At 35.8% G+C, this 24,587-nt stretch carries 16 protein-coding genes; 5 read left to right on the top strand and 11 right to left on the bottom strand.

The features are described 5' to 3' along the window. Positions 1-115: 115 nt before the first annotated feature. The 4 genes from SPD45_RS04950 to SPD45_RS04965 all read left to right on the top strand — a co-directional run bounded on the left by SPD45_RS04950 (position 116) and on the right by SPD45_RS04965 (position 4,420). Complete coding sequence (locus tag SPD45_RS04950; RefSeq protein ID WP_336266602.1) at positions 116-718, top strand: SCO family protein; 603 nt, start codon at positions 116-118, stop codon at positions 716-718. A gap of 12 nt (positions 719-730) precedes the next feature. Then, positions 731-1,123: a FixH family protein gene (locus tag SPD45_RS04955; RefSeq protein ID WP_336266603.1), complete on the top strand. Its 393-nt coding sequence runs from the start codon at positions 731-733 to the stop codon at positions 1,121-1,123. A 175-nt stretch (positions 1,124-1,298) separates the two neighbouring features. Then, on the top strand, positions 1,299-2,483 hold the full coding sequence (locus SPD45_RS04960) for an MFS transporter (protein ID WP_336266604.1): 1,185 nt from the start codon (positions 1,299-1,301) through the stop codon (positions 2,481-2,483). Positions 2,484-2,704: 221 nt separating this feature from the next. Then, positions 2,705-4,420, top strand: coding sequence for an FMN-binding glutamate synthase family protein (locus SPD45_RS04965; protein ID WP_336266605.1), 1,716 nt, complete (start codon positions 2,705-2,707; stop codon positions 4,418-4,420). Between the two features lie 84 nt (positions 4,421-4,504). Here the strand turns inward: SPD45_RS04965 and SPD45_RS04970 are convergent, their stop codons facing one another. Continuing rightward, entirely contained in the window at positions 4,505-6,220 is a 1,716-nt protein-coding gene (locus SPD45_RS04970) for an ABC transporter ATP-binding protein (RefSeq protein ID WP_336266606.1), read from the bottom strand. A gap of 175 nt (positions 6,221-6,395) precedes the next feature. On the opposite strand from SPD45_RS04970, the gene SPD45_RS04975 reads away from it, so the two are divergent. After that, on the top strand, positions 6,396-6,869 hold the full coding sequence (locus SPD45_RS04975) for an Hsp20/alpha crystallin family protein (RefSeq protein WP_336266607.1): 474 nt from the start codon (positions 6,396-6,398) through the stop codon (positions 6,867-6,869). 60 nt (positions 6,870-6,929) lie between these two features. Here SPD45_RS04975 and SPD45_RS04980 read toward each other — a convergent pair whose 3' ends face one another. The 10 genes from SPD45_RS04980 to SPD45_RS05025 all read right to left on the bottom strand — a co-directional run. Continuing rightward, positions 6,930-9,029 (bottom strand): cellulose biosynthesis cyclic di-GMP-binding regulatory protein BcsB, encoded by a 2,100-nt coding sequence (locus tag SPD45_RS04980; protein WP_336266609.1) that lies wholly within the window; start codon positions 9,027-9,029, stop codon positions 6,930-6,932. Positions 9,030-9,140: 111 nt separating this feature from the next. Continuing rightward, positions 9,141-10,391 carry a glycosyltransferase family 2 protein gene (locus SPD45_RS04985; RefSeq protein WP_336266610.1) on the bottom strand — a complete coding sequence of 417 codons (1,251 nt, stop codon included), beginning with the start codon at positions 10,389-10,391 and terminating at the stop codon, positions 9,141-9,143. Then, positions 10,392-12,086 (bottom strand): DUF2334 domain-containing protein, encoded by a 1,695-nt coding sequence (locus SPD45_RS04990; protein WP_336266612.1) that lies wholly within the window; start codon positions 12,084-12,086, stop codon positions 10,392-10,394. It abuts the gene before it with no gap. Next, a complete protein-coding gene (locus tag SPD45_RS04995) occupies positions 12,076-12,927 on the bottom strand; it encodes a GGDEF domain-containing protein (RefSeq protein ID WP_336266613.1) in 852 nt (283 codons plus the stop codon). The genes SPD45_RS04990 and SPD45_RS04995 overlap by 11 nt, the downstream gene beginning before the upstream one ends. Continuing rightward, the gene (locus tag SPD45_RS05000; protein ID WP_336266614.1) at positions 12,908-14,014 is read right to left on the bottom strand and encodes a glycosyl hydrolase lipoprotein; all 1,107 of its coding nucleotides are present in this window, start codon (positions 14,012-14,014) and stop codon (positions 12,908-12,910) included. Before SPD45_RS05000 ends, SPD45_RS04995 begins: the two co-directional genes overlap by 20 nt. A gap of 139 nt (positions 14,015-14,153) precedes the next feature. Then, positions 14,154-14,543 carry a rhodanese-like domain-containing protein gene (locus SPD45_RS05005; protein ID WP_336266615.1) on the bottom strand — a complete coding sequence of 130 codons (390 nt, stop codon included), beginning with the start codon at positions 14,541-14,543 and terminating at the stop codon, positions 14,154-14,156. A gap of 29 nt (positions 14,544-14,572) precedes the next feature. Next, positions 14,573-15,142 (bottom strand): helix-turn-helix domain-containing protein, encoded by a 570-nt coding sequence (locus tag SPD45_RS05010; RefSeq protein WP_336266622.1) that lies wholly within the window; start codon positions 15,140-15,142, stop codon positions 14,573-14,575. A gap of 180 nt (positions 15,143-15,322) precedes the next feature. Continuing rightward, on the bottom strand, positions 15,323-16,360 hold the full coding sequence (locus SPD45_RS05015) for a hydroxymethylglutaryl-CoA lyase (protein ID WP_442961988.1): 1,038 nt from the start codon (positions 16,358-16,360) through the stop codon (positions 15,323-15,325). 265 nt (positions 16,361-16,625) lie between these two features. After that, positions 16,626-23,579, bottom strand: coding sequence for a Cna B-type domain-containing protein (locus SPD45_RS05020; RefSeq protein ID WP_336266616.1), 6,954 nt, complete (start codon positions 23,577-23,579; stop codon positions 16,626-16,628). A gap of 169 nt (positions 23,580-23,748) precedes the next feature. After that, on the bottom strand, positions 23,749-24,587 hold an 839-nt coding region (locus SPD45_RS05025), incomplete at its 5' end, for an AfsR/SARP family transcriptional regulator (RefSeq protein WP_336266617.1).

Genomic DNA, 24,587 nt, shown 5'->3' on the forward strand with positions numbered 1-24,587 from the left:
CGTATGCTATGTTAGAAGGGTAGACATTTTCTAATCAAATTTTATGCAAATTGCGGCATAACATGCTTAAATAGAAGGTGATAGCAGATTATTATAAGAATAGAGGAGAGAAAAAATGATTAAAAGGCGGATTTTTTTCGTTGTTATTGCTAGCCTTTTATTAATATTGACGGCTTGCGGAGATAAGTTGCCAATTGAGACAAATATGTCTGAGGAAGTAGCAGATTTCTCTTTTACCAATCAATATAACGAAAGTTTTAGTCTCGATGATTTAGAAGGAACGTGGTGGATTGCAGACTTTGTTTTTACAAATTGTACAACGGTTTGCTTACCAATGACGAGCAATATGGCAAAATTACAAACACGTATTGCAGAGGAAAATTTCCCTGTACATCTCGTTTCTTTCAGTGTAGATCCAGATTATGACACACCAGAAGTGTTAGAAGTATATGGAAACGAATATGGTAGTGATTTTGAAACATGGACATTTTTAACTGGGTATGATTTTAATACGATCAAAGAATTATCAATCAAATCATTCCGTGCATTATTAAAAGAACCGAAGAAAAGTTCAGACGAAGTAATGCATGATACAAGGTTTTTCTTAGTCGACCCTGAGGGCAATATCGTAAAAGGGTATGACGGAGTAAAAGCCGACAGTTTGGATGAAATTATGGAAGATCTTGCATCTTTAAACAAGAAAAATTTATTACAATAAGGAGCTATATAAATGAAAAAGCGATTATTACTTTTATTCCTTTTACCGGCAGTACTTTTATTTGCATGTAGTAACGAGAATGAGCATGCAAACCATGATAGTGAAGAGTTAGCAGATTTAGATGTACAATTTATTCTTCCAGAAACTGTGGAAGCAGGGGAGACGGTGGAATTTTTAGCAGAAGTAACATATGGTGGAGAAGCTGAGAAAGATGCCGAAGTGAAATTTGAAGTATGGGAAAGTGGCGATGAAGAAAATAGCGTCACATTTGAAGCAACAAACAACGAGGACGGCACATATACTGCTGATCATACATTCGAAGAGGCTGGCACGTATGAAATGTATGCACATACGGATGCAAACCATTTACATACAATGCCCAAAAAAGAAGTTACAGTAGAATAATATACATGTGATATGTAACGGTACGGTTTATCTTACAAATGGTAAACCGTACCGTTTTTCGTGGTTTTTGAAATAAATTATGTTTTTATGAAAATGAATTAGTTCCATCCATCTTTATTGTTCGATATAATATAAATCGTATATGATTTATCCACCTTATAATAGGAGTGATTTTTTGGGTAGTGAAAGAGAAAAATTATGGACAAAAACATTTATTATTACATCATTGGTGAACTTCTTTCTTATGTTGTCGATGTTTTTGTTGATCATCATTATGGCAGGATATGCAATTGATACATATAAGGCTAGTACAAGTTTAGCAGGTTTTGTTTCCAGTATTTTTATTTTTGGTGCGTTAATTGGTCGACTATATGCCGGAAGTAAAATGAACGAACTCGGGACTAAGCGAATTTTAATGGTTGGAATTATTATTTTTTTAATTTTAAGTATTTTTTACTTTTTAAATATAAATATTTATTTATTATTAATTGTGCGGGTTGTGCAAGGTATTGGTGTTGGGCTTGCTACAACGGCAACAGGAACCATTGTCTCCCAAATAATTCCTCCTTCAAGAACTGGAGAAGGGATCGGTTATTTCAGTAGTAGTGTCGTATTAGCGCAAGCAATTGGTCCACTTATTGGAATTTTACTGATTCAATATTTTTCATACACGTATGTATTTATTTTTTCATTAACCATTGGAATCGTTTGTTTCCTTTTCGCCTTTATTATTCAGGCACCAACGATTGAAGTTGAAGAAACAGAGACAAAAAGGGGAACATTCAAACTTTCAAATTACCTTGAACGTTCTTCCATTCCCATTGCTTCTGTCATGTTAGTTATTGGTATTACGTACTCAAGTATCTTATCGTTCATTTCGACCTATGCAGAAACAATTCATCTCGTGCAAGCGGGAACATTTTATTTTGTCGTTTACGCAATTGTCGTTCTATTAACAAGACCTATTTCTGGTAAAGTGCTCGATAAATTCGGCGGAAATGCCGTTATTTATCCGACGATCATTATTTTTGCTATCGGTATGTTTTTTATTAGTAAAGCAACATCTACTTCTACCTTTTTATTTGCAGCAGCATTAATTGGTCTTGGGTATGGAAACTTTCAATCTAGTACACAAGCGATTGCTATTCAACGAGCACCAATTGAACGAATGGGATTAGCCAATGCAACTTATTTTATTTTTTACGACTTCTCACTTGGCTTAGGTCCTTTATTTTTAGGAGCACTTATCCCACTAGTCGGTTTTAGAGAGTTGTATTTCTACCTAATATTTTTCATCATTTTCGGGTTACTTTTATACTATATCGCCCATGGCAGATTAGAGAAAAAGTCTGATTTTTAAATACTTTTCTGTTAATTTTCATCTAACTTATATCGAAAAGGCATTACACTTATATCTTTTTGAGATATAGCGATTTTATCCTTTCATAATAAAATTTTATTGCTATTATATTAATAGAGGTGATCAAACTGTCTATTTTTATATCAACATTTCAAACAGTTCCTTTGTTAATTTTTTATGCAGTGATTATTTTTATCGTCGTTTTATACTTGAAGGATAAATTGCAACATCAGCATTCTATTTTAAAAACACATCCAATTTTAGGGCGTTTACGTTATGTGTTCGAGATGATCGGACCGGAAATGCGCCAATATTGGTTCCTGAATGACAAAGAGGGAAAACCTGTAGATCGTGATACAGCTGAGGCAATTGCAAAAGCTGGTAAATATGCAAACACGGTTGTTGGATTTGGTTCCAAAAAAGATTTCTCATTAACTAGCTTTTATTTATCGAACTCTATGTTCCCGTTAAATACGAATGAATTAAGTGTAGACAACGATGAATTAATCAAAACATATACGTATAAGATTTTAAATGAATCATTAACTAATCGAAAAGAAAAGCGTTTAGCAACAGAAGTTAAACCTTGGTACTTAAAAGGGGACAACATTCAAGTAATTGGAAAAGATAGGCGCCATCCATTTAAAGTAAAAGGGCTTATCGGTGTTTCTGCAATGAGTTATGGTGCTTTATCTAAGAGTGCTGTAAAAGCATTAACACAGGGCGTCGCAATTAGTGGTGGTAGTTTCATGAACTCTGGAGAAGGTGGATTATCTCCATACCATTTATCACGAATTTACGAAGTGAATCCAGACCGTCCTGAAGAACCATTAGTAGACCGTTTAAGTGAAAGAGTTGTGCAATATGTAACAGATAATCCGAACTGTTCAAACTTTGAATTAGAAGAGCATTTTGGTAAATCTGTCATGCACCATGCAGATCTTTTAGTCGAACAAAAAGTATTATTCCAAAAAACAGCAGATGTCATCTTCCAAATTAGTTCAGGTCTTTTCGGGGCAAGAAAAGATGGCGAATATTGTGAGGAAACATTTTTAAGCAATGCATTACGTCCAGAAGTGAAAGCAATTGAATTAAAATTAGCGCAAGGTGCAAAAGTTCGAGGTGGAAAATTACCAAAAGAAAAAATTACACCTGAAATTGCTAGAATACGTGGAATTGACATGGGGAAAGACGTAGAAAGTCCCAACCGTTTTCCATTATTTAATGATATGGATGGCTTGTTTCATTGGCTCACACATTGGCAAGAAATTACAGGCAAGCCGGTAGGTATTAAAGTAGTAGCAGGGGATGAAAGTTCCTTTGAAGAATTGGCAAAATATATGAAAGACACAGGAAAACATCCTGACTTCATCGCAATAGATGGTGCTGAAGGTGGTACTGGGGCAACTTATCAAGAGATGGCAGATGGACTAGGTTTACCAATTTTCTCTGGTGTCCATATTTTACACAATACATTATTACGTCACGGTGTACGTGATAATGTGAAAATCTTTGCATCAGGTATGCTTGCAACAGCAGATAAAATGGCGATCGCACTTTCATTGGGGGCAGACTTTATTTACGTTGCTCGTGCGGCGATGAATACAGTTGGTTGTATTAATGCCGCGAAATGTCATACGAACTTGTGTCCTGTTGGTATTACGTCCCATTTACCACATTTAGAAAAAGGACTTGTCGTAGAAGAGAAACGCTTCCGTACAGCGAACTACTTACGTACGATGCGTGAAGGATTATTCATGTTAGGCGCTTCTTGTGGGATTGATTCGCCAACGAAATTCACACACCAACATATTGCACTTCGAGAATCGAATAATAACGTAAGAAAAATGCAATCTTTCTATGTCGAAAAACCACCTACAGATGTAACAACATTAGATAATTCAAAAGAAAAGAAAGAAAAAGAAATTGTAAGTTAGATAGAAAAGCTTGAGACGATGTATTCCATGTCTCAAGCTTTTTTATATGGATAGGCTCATTCAGATTTTAATAGAAATACGCTGCTACCTTAACTGAATGTCATGCAAATGTGCAAACATGCCACCTTGTGCAATTAATTCATCGTGACTTCCTTCTTCTTGGATACCGTCTTTTGTAACGACTAATATTCGATCTGCATGTTTAATCGTCGCAAGTCGGTGAGCAATAATTAATGTCGTTCGATCTTTTGCTAAATCCATTAAGGCTTGTTGAATGATTGCTTCTGTTTCCGTATCCAGTGCAGATGTCGCCTCATCCAAAATTAAAATCGAAGGATCCTTTAAAAACATTCGTGCAATTGCAATCCGTTGTTTTTGACCACCTGATAACTTCAATCCACGCTCCCCAACTTGTGTTTCATATCCATTTGGTAAAGTTGTGATGAACTCTTCCATATGTGCTAGCTTTGCAGCGTGTTCAATTTCTTCATTTGTTGCATCAAGTTTTCCATATGCAATATTTTCCCGTAATGTTCCGGTAAATAAAAACACATCTTGTTGTACGATCCCGATATTTTTGCGCAAACTGCGCATTGTCATCCTTCGAATATCGATCCCATCAATCGTTATCGCACCTTTGTTCACATCATAAAAACGAGGAATGAGCGAACAAATCGTCGTTTTCCCTGCACCAGATGGACCGACAAATGCTACTGTCTCTCCACTTTTCACCTGAAAACTTAAATCTTTCAATACAGGTGCTTGCGTCTTTTCGTACGTGAAAGTGACATCTTGAAAAGCAATATTTCCTTGTAAATCATTGACGACTTTAGCATTTTTTTCATCTTCGATATCAGGCTCTTCATCTAATAATTCTGTAAAACGTTTAAACCCAGCCATCCCTTTCGGATACAATTCTAATAAGGCACTAATTTTCTCAATCGGTTTTATTAATACATTGACATATAAAACGAAAGCAACAAGCTCTCCGTATGTAAGTTTTCCTGTAAAACTAAGCCAAGCACCGAATACGAGCACGACTAATGTCATAAAACGCATTAATAAGTATATATTTGATGTCACGATTGCCATTACTCTATAGGCACCTAATTTTGACTTGCGAAATAATTCGTTATTTTCTCGAAAACGTTCCATTTCATATGGTTCATTTGTAAATGATTGTACAACACGTGAACCTGAGACTGCATCCTCAATCCGAGCGTTTACCCCTGCAATATCTTCATACATATTTTTCCATGCTTTACTCATTTTTATATTGCTATACGTCATAAAGAAAATAAGTAGAGGAACGATAAATAAAATAACGAGTGCCAACTGTACGTTGATCGTTAACATAATCCAAAATGCACCGATAAACGTCATACATGCGATAAATAAATCTTCTGGACCATGGTGGGCAAGTTCTCCAATTTCAAACAAATCATTCGTAATCCGACTCATAATATGTCCGGTTTTCGTATTATCAAAAAAGCGAAAGGATTGTTTTTGTACGTGATGAAATAAATCTTCTCGCATATCTGTTTCAATATTTAAACCGAGCTTATGTCCCCAATATGTAACAACATATTGTAAGACAGAACTTATACCATAAATTAGAAGTAGGCCAATCCCTACCTTCCAAATAAGATCCCAATTATTTCCTGGTAATAAATCATCGATGAACCATTGTACAGCTACTGGAAATGCTAATTCCAAAATAGCAACGAAAACTGCACTCGCAAAATCGATAATAAATAATCGTTTATGTGGTTTATAATAAGCAAAAAATCGACGTAGCATCGTTTCGTATACTCCTTTCCAATCCTACTTGCAATTATAGAGTGTTCTAAATAGAAGTGCAAAAATAGAAGCGACAAGTAATTTGTGACAATTTGTTTAAACTATGTATGGTTACGTTTATATTTTGTATAATAGGAAATATATAAATTGAATAAGATTGTAGGAGGTATAAGAAATGAACCCGATTAAACGTATTACAGATGAACAACCAATTAAAAAGTTGAAAAATGAAGTGGACACAATGTTTCAGCGTTTTTTTGAAGACCCATTTTTCTCTAGTAAGTTGTTAGATCGTAAAGATGGTTTCACGCCCGCTTGCAATATTATCGAGCGAAAAGACCGTTATACAATCGAAGTTGCAATCCCCGGGGTTGACCCTCACCATATTGACATTGAACTTGATGGACAAATTTTAAAAATAAAAGGTGAAAAGAGCGAAAAACATGAAGATACAGATGTGGAAGATGATGAAATTACCTTTCATACAGTAGAACATCATTATGGATCTTTTTTCCGTTCTTTTACATTACCTGAAAATGTCGATGTAGAGGAAATACATGCGGACAATAAAGATGGAGTATTATTCATCCATTTACCGAAAAACAAAGAAACAAAAGCACGCCGTATTAAAATTAATACGGAAGAATAAAAGAAGGTTAGGATTTCGCTCTCAAATGATGGGCGAAAACCCTAACCTTTATTTTTTTATCTATTCTTTCATCGCTTTACGTCGATTACGTACTACGGCGATGAAAATGAGTAACCCTATTACGAACATACCAACAAAGATAAAGAGCATCCACGGTTCTTCTGTTGATTTTTCTGATGGTGCTTTCCCGATATCACTTCCGTCTTTCAATGCCACTTCATTTGAAAATATATCTGTATTCGCTGTTTCAACAACGATATTGGCGAATAGTTTTTCATTTGATAATGCGTGAACGATATCTGAGCTGACAAATTCTTTTTCTTCTGGATGTACCGATGTGAAAATAACGAGGCTATGCTTATCATTCCATATTGAATCTTGAATCGATGTGACAAGCTTTGCTCCTTCTGCGACAAATCCATGCTCATACACATTTACAACTCCCTCTTCATCTACTTGCAATAAAGTAGACTCCGCATCATTTAAAGCCTCCCATTTACGAACATCACCAATAAAAATAATATGATGATCCTTCAATTGTTCTTTCGTCACATTATCCGTATGAACAAGCTCCATAGATGCCATATTATTTTTCGTAACGAGTTCATTCATAACAATTTGGGTTTGTTTTAACATTTCTCTATCGATTTTTTCTGGAACAACGACTAATGTATTTGTACCTTCCTCACTAGAAATGAACGGTTGCGGCCAACTAGAAAAATCTGCCTCGTTTGTACCATCCTCTTTTAAAGCAAACTCAATATAACTAGCTTCATCAATATAAATCCATCGCTCATCTGTTGGTAAGACACAAATGTCGCGCTCCTTCAATCCATGTCCAACAAACTGAATCGACATTGTATCACCCTGTTGTATCGTTTCAGAACTAATAGGTAAAGCAAGACGGAAAAATCCATCTGAATCCTCTTCTAGCTCATTCAAATCGACAGAGTGTGGAACATCATTTACCATGACAACGAGCTCTCCAGATCGTTGAGAAGCTAATGATTCGTGACGCAATGTTTCTGCTACTTCTAACTTTAAATGCAGATAACTAGTCTCTTTACGGTCCACATATGTCGGTACATCGTAAAAGTAATATGGTGAAGATGACTCCAGACCACTTAACGTCATAGATGGAATGGATAAACTATTAAAATCTACTTTATCTTTTCGATCTTGCCCTGGCAAAGTTGGTAATTGTTTAATTTCCATCTCATTTCCAGTTAATTGATCAACATATGCATCTGTCGTAATAATCGGAATTAACGATGACAATGTTTCTCCGTCATTCGCTAAAACGAACATTACTTGACGGTCTCCTTTCGGGAGGGAAATAATTTCATTTTTAACGAGTAGATGATCTTTTTTTACATCCGCTTCAGCAGTTTGAATCATACCATCTACTATCGATGAAAAAGTATCTACTTCGCCTATCACGATCATATGTGCATCTAACTTGTTAACTTGTTTTTCTACATCCGATTCAAACATTATATCAACGGATTCCTGCTCCCCTGTTTGGCTATTTATATAACCTGTCAACTTCAACGCCGCAGACATTACTTTTTCGGATGCATCATCTGGCAAAACAATGACCGTCGATGAAGCATCACTTCCATCCATTTGTACAAATGGATATGGGTAATCGACCAACATATTATCTCGATCTTTTAAATCTTTATCTACATGTAAATTAAAATGGCTATCTGCTAATATAGTCATCCAATTCGCCGGATTTTCCTCGTTTGTACACATTTCAGCTGCCAATTCCCCATAAAAACTAACAGTCACTTGATGAAATCCTCGCTCTAACATTTCCCCACGCAATGGGACATCGATTTCCATTTCCGTCTTTTTTGGATTAATTGTCACGCTTTTTACCGGTTCTCCATCTAAAGCAATCGTAACTGTTGAATCCTTTAACAAAAGATCCGAATAACGAATATGTAAAACAAAATTATTGTTGCCACTTATTTTTTCAGTCGGAATGTCATAATAAAATTGTTTCTGGTCAATGAGACCCTCTAATACATAGTCTTCCTCACCAGTATACAATTTTGTTGGTTTACTTTCTGCTTGTACTTGTTCTGTTTGCCAAAACGAGAACAAGAAAATAAAACATATCACAAACAACAACTTCCAAATGGATTCTCTCATCCCTTCACCCCTTCTAACAACTATGCTTATATCACTTTTCATTGAAAATACTTTTATAAAAACGAAGTCCTTCTTAAACAAAGCATTTAACTAAATCGAACGTGCACAATTTTATTTATCAAATCTTTCTGTTTTATACCATTTTATTTCTTGATTAAATAACACACGCTTTATTTCTAAATATAGCGAATAAACGACGAGAATAATCCACAATTGGGAATATGTAAAGTACATAAACAGAACGATTAAAAAGTTCACAAACGTCATTTCTGTTTTTTCTATACTTAACGTGATAAACACTTCTGTTACATATAACGCATATGCCAAAATCCACAATACCATCGCGACAATCCCAACAGATAATTGGAGATCGTAAAACAAATTAACGATGAATATAATATTCGACAAAATGACACCGAAGAAAAATAAAAAGTACGTAAAAAAGAAATAAAATAAATCAAAAACTATTACTCTTCGTTTTAATGTTAAAAACTTCCCAATATATTTTAAAACGACATATTGATTTCCACGAGCCCAACGTGTGCGCTGGCGCCACCATACTTTCCATACTTCTGGTTCTTGTTCCCACGTCACTGCAGCAGGGAAAAAGCGGATATGGTACCCGAGGTCATACACTCGAATCGTTAACTCCGTATCCTCTGCTAACGCCTTCTCATCCCAACCACCTAACTCTTCAATAATGGTACGCCGAATCGCAAAATTCGTTCCAGGAATCGTAGCCATTTTAAACCAAAACCATCTTCCTGCTTGGGCCATCCACTGAAATGTAATAGTTTCAATATTAATAAAGCGTGTTAATAATGACTTTTTAGCATTAACGACACGGAATTTACCGACAACCGCTCCAGCCTTTGGGTCATTTTCGAGCCCCATCACTAAATGATAAATGGAGCCTTTTTCTGGTGTATTATCTGCATCATAAACAGCTATATATTTTCCTTCTGAATGTTTAAAACCGAAGTTAAGTGCACTCGATTTCCCTTTTCCCTTATATTCTCCTTCTGTTTCAACCACTTTCACAAACGGGTACTTTGCAGCAAATTTACCGGCAATTTCACTCGTATTATCAGAACAATTATCGCTTATTACAATGACTTCTAATTTATCTTTCGGATAATCTAACTGCACCATTGCTTTTAAGGTGTTTCCAATAACGACTGCTTCATTATGCGCGGGGATCATAATACTTACTTTAGGCAACTCTCCTAAATTACGGGTCCATTGTGGTATGACTCTTTCATACTTTGTAAAATGTAAATAGCCACCTAACATTAGGAACATATGATAAAGTAGCATGACCCAAATGAGAATTAATGAAATAATAAATAATGTATTCGCCATTTATCTTCTCTCCCTAAACAGTCGCTTCCTTAACTGTAAACGTAAATGTAATCCAAAAAATAAAAAGAGTACGACAAACAAACATACGAACAATGTTACCACCCAGAGAACCTTTTCTAATAATGTAAATTGATTCACCCATTCACTTATATGATCTTTCCAAGTAAAGTAATACATCGTTTTTATACCTTCTGTTTTATTCGAAGTAATAGTTGTTTTTTCTGTTTGGATAGTTTGTTCCGTTTCTTGTAAATCAAGCCATGTCACACGGCCCAATGGATGCAGTGTGTTTAAACTTTGTTCTAATTTTTCCGGACCTAAATATGTTTGATAACTTACCCCTATGACACCGTCACGCACTATTTGTGCCATTTCTAACTTTGCAATCGCATTTGCAAAATCTGTTGCTGTCGTATTTGAAATATCACCGACAGTTTCGGGATAAACAGTCATCCCTTTCATAAAACTTGCAGATGTGAGGAATGGTGGAGCATATATTGATGATGCTGTATCATCCATTAATTGGATATTCCCCACTAAAGATGTCGCATGTTTTCGTGCTACAGCATACCCTTCCCGACTCATCGCATGAAAAACTGGCGAGAAAGCTAATGGGGCTATATCTACCTTTGCTAAGTCATGGATCCCTTTTTCTATCCGCGTTTGTACAAACGCTCTTTCTTTTTCCCTTACTTCATCTATATACTGTTCATAATCGTCTTTATTTGTAAACTGCGACTTACTGAGTAACTGCTCCCGCTCTTCTTGCTCACTGTACACTGGTTGATCAAAATATCCATCCCAAAATTCATATGAAGCATTCGCCACATTAATATATCCATTAAAAACGACTGTACCGTTTGCTTCTTGTAATGATTGTAGCAACTGTAATAGTTCTTTCTGATCTTTTAAATAAGTGACACGTTTCGTTTCTTCATCCATATAAGCTGGCCGAACCATTAACATATATGGTATATTACGTGCTTCTAATAGTGCTCCTATTTCACGCAATGCTTCCACATCTGTTAACGGATGGATATTTTCTAAACGAAGATAAGCAAGCTGGTTCGCCTCATGATCATTTGGAAAAATATTATGAAAACATTCTGCGATATGACGTAACAAAACATTATCTAAAGTTGATATGCCGATAAAATAATGTTGTTTTACTTGGACCATTAATGGTACCGCCTTGTTTCCGTCATAGCCATATAATAAAACTCGGTTACGATCTTGCACATTTACTTCGGTGAACGCCATCCCTCTTTCAAGTGGAAAAGAATCTATATATGGCTCAAAACTAACATTTTTCATCGTTCTTTTTTGTATAGTTGCTAATTCGTCCATCCATACAGGTGTTTGTTCACTAATCGTTATAATAGGTTGTTCAGTCTGTTTTAACGCATCCTCTACATCTTTTCGTAGCGCTATGTCATCTTCCGCCACATACACAATGAAAGAAGCTTGTTCAATCATCTCCTCAGTAGCCTCTGTAACAGAAGAGATGACTACATCTTCAAAAAAGTGATGTAAAATAACGTCTAGCTTTGCTACATTCTCTGTCACCGCATCTTGCTGATTGGCATATAAAAGTAATATGTCTACATTCTTTGTTGGTGTCGCTGAAACTTTAATCGGATGTATATATGCGATACAAACGACAATACATAGAATGATCAATAGTTTACGAGACATTTTGATCGACCTGTTCCTTTGCATCAACAAAAATATCTTCATAATTTTCTAACGTATCATCGAAATGACTGTCACCATAATCGAAAGTTAATGTCACTAGTTTATTATTACGTAACCGAAACGTACGAATATCCTCATCAATTTTTTCCTGTACGATATGTACATGTTCAAAAGGAGTATCTGTTAAAATGATTGCAAACGTATCTTTATCCACCCGGAAACGCATATCACTTTTTCTCGTATGTGCATAAATACGCTCAGATAAATGATGCAACAAACGGCGTTCTTCCATTTCCCCATATAATTGCCGGAATTGATCATAATTGCGCATTTTAAACATTAAAAAGGAAAATGTTCGACTATATCGTTTCGATCTACTAAATTCAGCTTCTAATTCAAACATAAGACGTGACGCATTATCAAACCCTGTAATCGGATCTGTCGCCACCACTGTCCGAATTTGCTCCTCCAGTAATTCCTTTTCACGGAATAAAATGGTAACTCTAGTCGCACAAACACCCGAAAAGAGTGCTATCAATAACAATCCAGTCATCCATATGACAAGAAGGAAAAACGGGATTTCCGTTTGAATGACAATGCTAGCTGGTAATGTCGCCCAAAAATAAGAGCTCCCAATGACAAAATATAAAACGAGTGTCACCCCTAAGGAGGCAATCGTTCCCAAAAACAAGCCAACTGCGCCGACGAATAAAAGCAATATAAATAAAAGTACTCCTGTTTGTCCGTAGGGTGCTAACATGAACGTAGTGCCACTCACAATACATATAAATATAAAAAATAAAAAGAGCATATAACGTCGATTATGGAATAACTTTTGCATGTTTCAACTTCCTTTCTGCGATGCTAGCTAATAAGTTATCGAAGGAGTGGGTATCAGTGTTATCATCCGCTACATAACCACCAAAATAAGGATCACCTTCATCCGCAACCCGTAATTCAATCATTCTATCGTATACATCTTTAGCAAAAATTTGATCCCCTTTTTCTAAACTGTATATAATGGCTAAACTATACACTGCAACAGACTCATATGTAACAGTTGGCTTCTTTGTCTGTGCATCATAACGTCCAAATAACTGATTTTCTTTATAAAAAGTCTCTTTTAACCAATCAAATAAAATACTTGAATCAACACTAGCTTGTTCACGGTGAAGTCCAATATAAATTTGGTCGATTAAATTTACTTCCTCCTCAAATGCAAAGCGATCTTCTTTTAAATAATATGTTTGGGGATAAAAACCATTTTCTATCGGTAGTTGCTTAAGAAATGTCAACATGTTTGTCACGTCATTAGGTTGCAACACTTTATACTTTTCCATATAAAAAAGAGCATTTGGCTTCAAATATGAAATCGTCGTAAAATCATTTTTTTCTTCATGTTCCACATCATAAAAATCAACAAAATATCCATTGCTTATATGATGGTCTTTAATCGCCTTAGCCATCTCCACCGCTTCATCGATATAATCACGATTATTCGTTAACTCCCCCATTTTAAATAACGCTTCAATCACACGTAAGTCATCGATTAATGCGTTCGTCTGTGCTTTTTCTCCATCCTCAATTTTCCAACTTAATAGATGATTGGATAGTTGGAATTCTTCTTTCATCGTTTTATATGCTCGTTCAAATTGAGTCATATCACCTTTGGCTACTAAATAATCCATCCATAGTCCAAGCGACTCTGACAAAGCCAATTTACCATCTTTTCGATCTGAAAAATTTGTACGAATCATACCATTTTCCAACAATAAATATTTTTGAATGAATAATTCCGTTGCAGACATTTCATTCGTATATATTTCAACTTCTTCGTTTATTTCACGGGGTTCATCGTGATAGACAATGGCAAAAACAATCATTGCCAAAAAAGTCACGATACTAAATACAATCATTCGTTTTCTCATATGGATCCTCTTTCCTATTTCCTACCTTTATTATACTAAAAGCCTATCCATAGTTATATAGCTATGTAGAAGATGTCTAAAATTTTTCATTAAATAAAAAAAGAAAGCAAAGGTGAAATATCTCCCTTTTGCTTTCCTCTTATTTCGTACGGTCAATATGTGCCGGGTCCCACGTACTTAAACCACCACGAACATTTGCTAAATGTGTAAAACCACGATTTTTTAGTCTTTTAGACGCTTCATTTCCTAAAGCACCTGTTTGGCAAATTAAAATCGTCTTTTTATCTTTGTCCAATGTTTTCGCTGCTTTACGAATTTCTTTTAATGGAATATTTTTAAACCCATACACGTGAAACTCATGATATTTCGCTGCAGGACGCACATCAATTAGTTGAATATTTTCATCTTTTAAGAACGGCCGCAACTCATCTACCGTAATTTGCTCCACCCCACGTGCAGGTAATATTTTCTTAAAAACAAAACCGACAAATAATAATGTAATGACAATCGTTACAACATCAAACCACATACAAAGTCACTCCTTTATCGTCGTTTTCTTTAATTTACACTCATTTCCGTTTCAATGAATAATGTAAGCACCTCTGCCCCTTCATTGTCTACAGGAATAAATAAATGTGGCTTTGTTCCTGTAAAATAGGCTGTATCGCCTTGTTCCATTATATATTCATCATCATCGTACGCTAGTTTTATCGTCCCTTTTAAAATGTATATAAATTCATCATCCGAATGGGTGTACATTTCTTCCCGTAAATTCGTATCTTTCGGAGTAACATGGACAATCGTCGGTTCTACTCCTGTATATGGCGAACGATTTGCTAATAATTCGAATGAATAGCCCATATGTTCATCGCCGACCTTTGATTGACGGTCTCCTTTTTTTAATAAAACGAGATTCTTTTCATCATCATCTTCCAACAGCCATGTTAATGGTACATCAAGTGCATTAGAAATCTTCGACAATGTCGCTATAGCTGATGATGTTTGCCCGTTTTCAATTTTTGATAGTAAGCTTTTTGATATGTTGCATTCATCCGCAATTTGTTGTTGTGTTTTTTTCTGTCGCAATCGTAGTTGTTTAATTCTTTTTCCTATATGATCGATACTTATCGGAGTTCGCTCCCTTCAAAGACCTACCTATTATTTTAACACATATTATATAAAAACTTAAAAAAGAGGGCGATGATTGTACAACTCTTGTATGAGGTCTATAAATACACGTCCAAAAAACTTTATCCATTGCAGAAATACCCACAAAAAAACTAGAGCGACGACTGTCGCCCTAGTCTGTTATTCCGCCTTACTACGAAAACGATCGTATTGGTTTTTGATAAAGAAATAAATCATTTCACGTTTACGTTGTGGATATGCTTCATTTGGTTCTGGTGCAGCATCTTGTTCATATTTTTCGTAACGCTCTTTTTGTTTTTCCTCACTTAATTTGGAAGTAAATGTTCTGCTTGGTAACTTTTTATTTAAAGCACTCTGGATAAATTTTGTCGCCTCTTGTAATTGAGCACTATCGACATCTGTTTGAATGTCTAATCCTTGTAATAAGTAAAGCACATCATTCGTTGCGACATTACCTGCTGCACCTGGTGCGTACGGACAACCACCTAATCCACCTAAAGATGCGTCAAAACGAGTAATACCGTATTGCATCGCAGTTACGATGTTCGCAATAGCCATCCCATGTGTATCATGGAAATGCATAATAATACTACGATTTGGAAAACGATCAATGACCGCTTCTAGTAAATCTTCCACCTGAGAAGGGACCGCTGTACCAATCGTGTCACCGAGCGATAAGTCATCGACACCTAATTCAAATAAACGTTCACAAACACGTAATACATCATCGACATTCACTTTTCCTTCAAATGGACAATCAAACACCGTCGATACATAACCTGTAACACGCTTTTTCTCTTGTTTGGCACCTTCAATGACGTTTTTCAAAATGGGATACGTCTCTTCAATCGACTTATTAATATTAGATTTATTATGTGATTCACTTGCTGACATGAATACAGACGCCATATCAATGCCTGCTTCAAGTGCATTTTCTAACCCTTTTTCATTCGGCACAAGTGCAGAGTACGTCACATTAGGATTTCGCTTAATTCCTTTTCCAACTTCCACTGCATCACTTAAAGCGGGAATCCATTTTGGATGAACGAATGAGGAATATTCAATTTCCTTTATACCTGATTCAGATAACATATTAATCCATGCAATTTTATCCTCTGTCGGTACCCATATTTTCTCATTTTGTAAGCCATCACGAGGTCCTACTTCCTTTATTTGAACATTTTTTGGCCAACGCATACTTTCCCCTCCTTCAAAATAACCGAAAATTAAACTCTCGTTTAATTATATTCAACTTTGTTGAATCTATTATACCGATAATTGAAGTAACCGTCAAATTGTCTGAATTGTTTAGCAATGCTTGTTTTCCTTCCTTATCTGTACCCAGAAACTTCTTCTCTTATGCACGAAAAACTGCCACGCTTATGATAAGCTATGTTCTTTTAATTCTAAATGTGCATAAAAAAATCTTGCCATGAAATGATTCATAGCAAGATTTTTTTATTTATGCTTTGTTTCTTTTACGTCCTAGATATATTGCTACACCTGATAGCAATAGTAACGCACCGATAAACCCAATGGTGAAAATGCTTGTCGCGGTGTTTGGTAAGTTCCCACCAACTCCAGGTGTACCTTTTTCATCCTCTTGTTCATCCTGACCTGATTTAGAAGGATCTTTATCTTCCTTTTCAGGTTTGGTTGGATCCTCTTTATCAGAATCATTTGGTACTTCTTCAGGAATAAATGTATTTGTTATCTCAAATCCATTTTTAGTTCCCTTGATAGAAGACTCATACCTATCTACATCATGCTCTTTAACTGTATACTCATATGCTACACCATCTGAATCAAATGCATCCAGTGCTGTAAAACTATATTTCCAATTATCCTTAGCTGTAATGTCGATAGTTTCAATTACTTCCCCATTTTGAAGTAGATCAACTGTAATTACTTCTGGACGAGAGGACTCATCGTCGCCCTTCCATACCTTATTTACTTCTACAGATGTTTCAGCTGTACGAACGTTTGTGATGTCGAAACCTTCGATATTTGACTCATAACCATCCACTGCAACTTCATCAATGGTGTATGTGATTTCTTCACCATTTTTATCGTACTTATCGAGACCTGTAAAGCTGAAGTTCCATTCTGGCCCTTCTACTTCTATTGCATCTACCTCTTTTTCATTGGCAAAAAGTTTAACAGTAATTGTTTTTGGACGATCTTCACTATCATCGTCTTTCCACGTCTTCGTACCAGCAATGTCTACAAGTTCAATGACGCCTGCATCCCATGTTGGATCGATTCCTTCAGATGCATGGAATTCTTGATCTTCATATTCTTTCGTTAACTGAACATTATTCTCATTTAACGTAATATCTGTTGTCCATCCATTTTCATTGGCATCAGAATCATTTGTAGCATCGTCACCAGTATTTTGCTTCGTAAACTTGTATTTCTTCGCTTGCTCTTCTGTTAGCGTGAATTTCACTTTGTATTTTCCTGCTGGTAATTCATCAAAGATGTATCGACCATTTTCATCTGTTTTTGTTTCGCCGACTTTTTCGCCATCTTCATCAAATAACTCAACTGTTACACCTTCGAGTGGCTCTTCATTATCATCCTGGATGCCATCTTTATTCCGGTCAATCCAAGTATAATCACCGATAGCGTATGTTTTTTGTGTGTTTGTAATATGGAAGCCATTTACTTCTGAGTTGTATTCAGCCACATCGTCTTCTTCGATTTCATACTTGTATGCTTTTCCGTCTGTATTAAATGCTGGAAGATCATCGACTGTCAATGACCAATCATTTTCTGCTGATACTTCATATGTGCCAACAGATTCTTTGTCCCCGCCTTCAATCGAACGGAATAGCTCTACTTCAATACTATCTGGACGATATTTCGCATTTTTTTCTTCCCATGCTTTTTCAATGGTAATTGATTTTTCATCCACACGAGTATTTGTAATGTCGAAACCATCAATTGTCGATTCATAACCAGCTACATCATGCTCTGTAATCGTGTAAACAATCTCTTCTCCAACTTCATCGTACTTCGCTAACTCATCAATCGTTAATGTCCAATCATTTTCTGCTGTTAGTTCATGCTCACTTACAACGACATCATTCGCAAGTAAGTTTACTGTAATTGAGTCTGGACGATCAGACTTCTCTTCTCCATCATCTTTCCACGTTTTTGTAATGGAAATTTCAGTTTTACCTGTACGTGTATTTATTACTGTGAATCCTTCTTCAGCATCACCAGTAATGGCTGAATTATACCCATCGATTGCCACTTCTTCTACTGTGTAAGCGATTGGTTGGCCTTCTTTATCAAATGCTTCTAAATCTGTAAACGTATGTGCCCAATCATTTTCTGTTGTTAATTCAACTGCGTCCTCTTCTTCCCCATTTGCAAGAAGTTTGATTGTTGCACTTTCTTCTTCCGATCCTTGCCATACTTTCTCAACGGATACTTCAGTTTTACCTGTACGTGTGTTCGTAATTGTAAAACCTTTTTCTACATTACCAGTAACTTCGGATTGGTAATCATCCATCGCTACTTCTTGTACTGTATAGTCAATTGCAACGCCGTTTTCATCATACTTTGATAAATTAGCAAATATATGTGTCCAATCTTTTGCAGCTGTTAATGTCACTGTCTCCTCTACATCGCCGTTTGCAAGTAATTGAACGTCTACACTTTCTGCCGCTTCACCTTTCCATTCTTTTGTCACTGCAACTTCCGTTTCACCGACAAGTGTGTTCGTAATATTGTTACCATTGTACGTAGCTTCATAGTTATCTATTGCTACTTCTTGCACTTTGTATTCGAAAGCAATACCTTCTGAATCATATGCAGGTAAATCAGTAAATTCATACGTCCAGTTGCTTTCTTCCGTTACTTTTTGTGGTTTACCAAATGGTTCGCCATTTTGTAGTAACTGGACTTCAATTAATTCTGGACGTGTTTCTTCAGCATTATTCCCATCAACCCATGTTTTCTGACCAGTTAAACTTGTCATTCCAACACGTGTATTGTTGATATTGATAGTACCGGATGTTGTTTGTTGATACGTTGCTTCGTAACCAGATATAGCTTCTTCATTGATTGAATAGTTGTATTCTACACCTTCATCATCATATTTCTCTAAGTTTTCAAAGCTATATAACCATTTACCCTCATCATTCGGTGTTACTTTTTGTGAATCAATGTGCTCGCCATTTTGTACTAAATGTACTGTAATCGATTCTGGACGATGCTCTACATCATCATCATCTTTCCAGAATTTCTCACCTTGCACCTCTGTTTTCCCTACGCGTGTATTCGTTATATCGAAGCCATCTACTTTGGATGCATATCCTTCGATTGCTTGTTCTTTCACGACATAATTGTACGGCTTACCCGTATCGTCAAACATTGGAAGTTTATCAATTGTAAGTTTCCAATCATCTGTTGCTTTTAATGTGTATGTGTCGACTAATGCTTCGTCGCCATCCTCTACCGACCTGAATAATTCAACAGTCACTTCTTCAGGACGGTCACCGTCTTTATTATAATCGTCATACCATGTTTTCGTAATCGTAATATCGCGTTCTTCTGCACGTGTATTCGTTACTTTTAGTCCTGAATCATCAAGTGATGGTGCATACCCTGGAACTTCTTGTTCTGTCATCGTGTATGCATACGGCTCACCATTCTCATCTTCCGCATGTAAACCATCTACTGTTAACGTCCATCCTTCTGTTTCTTTCATTGTGTACGTTTCTAAATAATCCCCATTACGGAATAGGTTGACACTTATTTCATCTGGACGCATTTGCGTATTTGCTTCATCTTGCCATTCTTTTTCTAATGTTACAGATGTCAATTTACGTTCGTTTTCAATTTCCAATTGAATCGCATCACGCTGTGTATCTGTTAACTCCACTTCATATTTCGTGTCATTTGTTACAAAACCATTTGGTGCTTTCGTTTCTTGTACATAATACTGACCAGGTTCATGATCTTTAAAGAAGATTTCCCCATTTTCATTCGTCGTTTGTGTATCGACTACTGTTCCGTCAGCTTTATATAGCGTAAACTCTGCACCTGCTAAACGATTGCCTTTATCGTCGTGTTTAACAATTTCAATATCACCGTTTACTTTGTAGTTTTCAACTTCAAATGTATAATCCTGTGGTTCACTTTCACCAACAATAAACGCTTTATCAATTTTAATTGTTTGTTCATCAAAACCTACATAACCTTCAGGTGTATTCACTTCACGTAATTTATACTCTCCGAATAATAAGCGGCCAAAATCTGCATACCCGTCTGTATCTGTTGTCGCTGTTTTTAAGACCTTATCATTCGATGTGTCAATTAATTCAAATTGAATTCCTTCTATTGGCTGCTGTGCTTGACCATACGTTGTATCCATTTTATGGACGAGTAAATAACCCGCTGTTCCTTCCGCACCGCCACCTGAAGTTTGTTTAATTACAACATTATAGCCATCAGATGCATCAGTATCTTCTTCAGTAATCCCGTCTCCTGTAATTTTATAGTCATTGCGCACATCTTCTCCATCTTTTGCGAAGAATAATGTTGAATACTCAATGATGTATGGACGTTCTACTTCATCCTTCCAAGACACGGTAAACTCATTTTCATCTATAGTTAATTCATACGTTGATGAATCAGCTAATTCTGTTTTAGATACAGTACCATCTGTATTTAGTTTTGCATGATATATTTTAATGGACTCTTCGATATACGCTTGATTGTCAGAAATCGTATCTGTTAATGTAAGATTATCGATTTTTTCTTGCGCTAAGTTTACATCAATCGACCAGTTTACACGACGACCATCTTGATTTCCACGTTTGTTTCCATACTTGCGATCTCCGTAAACAGACACTTTTGCATCAAGATCTGATAGCACTTCATCTCCATCTTTCACTTGTGCTTTATTCACATATTCTTTTGAAATGTCCTCTAAACCTGCAACAGATGTTTTATATGTCACTTTGTATGCTTTATCTGTTTTACCGATTTGGATATGAATATCATTTCCGTCTGTTGTGACGTCCGCATTTGCATCTCCAACAACGTCCATTGAACCATCTGAACGTATCTCTAGTTCTTCTACCTTGATGGAATCTTTCACTAATTGTTGATTCCCTTGTGGTGTGTCTACAATATGGAAGTTTTCATATGCATTTTCACGGTAGTTTGCGATAATTTCCCATGTTATTTCTTTTGTATCTGGGTTATAGCTCGCATTTTTCCATGAACTATCTACTGTCTCTTTGTTTACCGGTTTTTCTGCCTTCACTTCACGTGATATATGGTCAGATGAACCTTCTGGAATCCAGCTAATTTTTGCCGTATTATGTGCTTTGTTATCTTGCGGTAACTTATTCGGGTCATATTTCGTTTTGTATGTCACAATAATTTCTTGATTCGTATCACCAATGTTTGATAGTTTAAACGGATTTCCACTATCTAGTTTAAAATCTGTTTTAGACTCTCCACCAATAGTCATTTGAATCGAGTTCTCAATTAATGTAAGTCCTTCACCTAACGTATCCGTAATGATAACATCATTCATTTGACGCTGGTCCATGTTTACACGAATCGTCCACTCGATTTCCTTTTTTGCGTAATCAATATTACCTGCTGATTTCGCACCAACGTATTGACCAATATTATAGCCTTCACCATATTCATTCCCGTCAAATGAAGCGACGTTCTCCATACGGAACCCTTCTAATTCTCGGTCAATTACTTTCGTTTTGTAGACAACATAGTAAGGTTTATCTGTCGTAATTCCTGACACTTCAAATCCATCTGCTACTTTTGATAAGCTTCCACCAAGTGCACTTGGATCTACTGGCTCTCCAACGAATTGGGCGTTTCCATTTTCATCAATTTCAACTTCTTGAAATGTAAGTGATCCATCGACAAGTTCCACTTTACCTTTTGGTTTCCAATGATCCGCCAACGTCACACTTTCTAATTGTTTTTGGTCATAGTTAAACTCTAAATACCATTCGATAATCCCTGTTTTCGGATCATAATGTTTCACCACACCCTTTTTCAGAGGGTCTCCACGGTTAATCGTTACTGTCGCATTTGCACTTGTATCACCTAAGTTTGCGTCTTTAAACGTAACGGTATTTTTGAAGTTTTTCACTTCCATGTCTGTCACTTTCGTTTTATAAGTTAATGTATATACTTCCTCAATATCACCTAATGGAATAGATAGTTTACCTTCAGCAACTGAAGGTGTAACAGAAACTTTTGTTTTCTCTCCTACAGGTGTTCCATTTAATGTTGCAGATTGCTTTACAACTTCAAGTGAACCTTCAACATATTCCGTTCCTTTTGGCAATAAATCTTCCAAAGTAACACCTTTTAAAGAGTTCGCATTTTTATTGATTGTAACTGTCCATTCAATTTCATCTGCATTATAAGACTTGTTCGGCTTTCCTTGCTTTTCAACTGTTTTATTAATCGGCGAGCGATCAATCGGAATTACTTGACTTCCTTCATCTTCGATAGGACCAATGACAATATTGCCATCATCTTCTCGTACAACATCTTGATCCAGTTCTGCACGGATTTCAATCCATCCAGTAACATTATTATGCGTTTCTACATAATCTGTAAACGTTAATGTTATTACTCCTGCTGGTGTAATTGTATATGTTGCAACCTGGTTTCCGAAATCGTCTTTTAATTCACCATCTAAATCGCCAGCTAAATGAAGTTCGTCTGGTAATTGGAAGGTTACTGTATCTCCATCAATATATTTATGACCATCCTTCAATTCCCAATCAACTTTTACCCAGAATTCATCATCTGGCTTTAACGGATTATTTTCGTTATATGGATTTCCTTGTAAGTCCATCACTTCAGATATCTTGAAGTCAAAGAACTCATTGCCCATCTCACTAGCAGCTCGGCTTTCTTCCTTTGCTGACATTGCATTTGTTTTTTTCGGTACCTCTTCCACAAGTTCTTCAGTATCTTTTTCAGATACATTATCATTTTCTAGTATTGCATCATCACTTTCAGATGCATTATCTTCCCCCATAGAATCATTCTTAGATTGTCCAGTTAGATTTTCTAATGCTTCTTCAATTTCTTTTACTGCTGCATTTAATTCTTCTTGTGTAGATGTTTCATCTTGAAGGAGCATCTTAGATTCTTCTACTACATTTATCAAGGCAGCATAAGATTCTTCTGTATAATCGTTCTCCTCCAAACCTTCAATTTCTTCTAGAATAAGTTCAAGTTTAGATATATCTAATAATTCCTCTTCTAGATTTGAAATAGATTGTTCATTTGCTCGCTCTTCATTAGAAGCCTCTGCAAAAACTGTATTTACAGAAACTATCGGACTTAAAATCGTCTGACTCACTAATAATACGGCAAGTACGAGCAAATTAAACCGTTTTAACATATGTTTTCCTCCCTTTTTTAAAAATAAAATGTAATAAATCGCCAAACTTTTACAACCATTACAAACCAAACCGTTGAGTATCATATCATTTACTTCAAAACATAATGTAAACAAAACGCAAAAAACAGCCCTGATCATATAGGTCTAAAGGGCTGTTTTTATGTATTTTCTATTTCTCAATATTTAACTTTAATTTTTTTATAACATTTATTTTATACCAGTCTTGTATTTCAGAACTTGGAGGAGCATCCAATTCGCGGCGTAAATGTTGAATTAACGAACGATACTTAGCAGCAATAGCATCAATATCGCCAATATGATTGTATAACTTCATTAATTCAAAATAAATTTGTTCGTCTTCCGTATATTCCTCGACTAACTTTTCTAATAGTTGAATAGCCTTTTCAAATTCATTATGTTCAGTATAACATTGTACGACATCTTCAATTAAAGATTTCCATAACTTTGTTAATATATGACGTTTTGGTTCTAACCAAACATAATCATGTTTCATAAAATACTTATTTTCAAATGATAGTACCATTTGTTCATATTCTGCAATGTTTTCTGGCGTAATGGCAGGAAGTTGATACGACTGTTGTTCCCAATCTAATACGTCCACCTCTACATCGTTTAACTCTAATACGTATCCATCAAGGCGATTTTTTAAAACAAAATGTTTCCCAAACGGTTTTAAAGCCTTACGTACATTATAAACATTTGTATAAAGTAAAGATGCACTACTTTCTAAATTTTTATCTTCCCATAACAATTCCATTAATGTTTCTTTTTCTACATAAGTTCCGTGATTTTGTAGTAAGTAAACAAAAAGCTCTTGTGCTTTCGCCGTACGCCATACAATTGGACTAAACATATTTTTTTCTGTTTCAAAAGATAAATAGTCTCCTATTTGTAAACGAAGCACTTTTTCTTTAGGACTTTCTTTCACCCCATAAGTCATTACATGTCTTTGATAACGACCCATTGTTTTTTCAAGTCGATCCTTTT

The organism is Pseudogracilibacillus sp. SO10305 (assembly GCF_037072005.1).
Lineage (GTDB): Bacteria > Bacillota > Bacilli > Bacillales > Amphibacillaceae > Pseudogracilibacillus > Pseudogracilibacillus intestinigallinarum.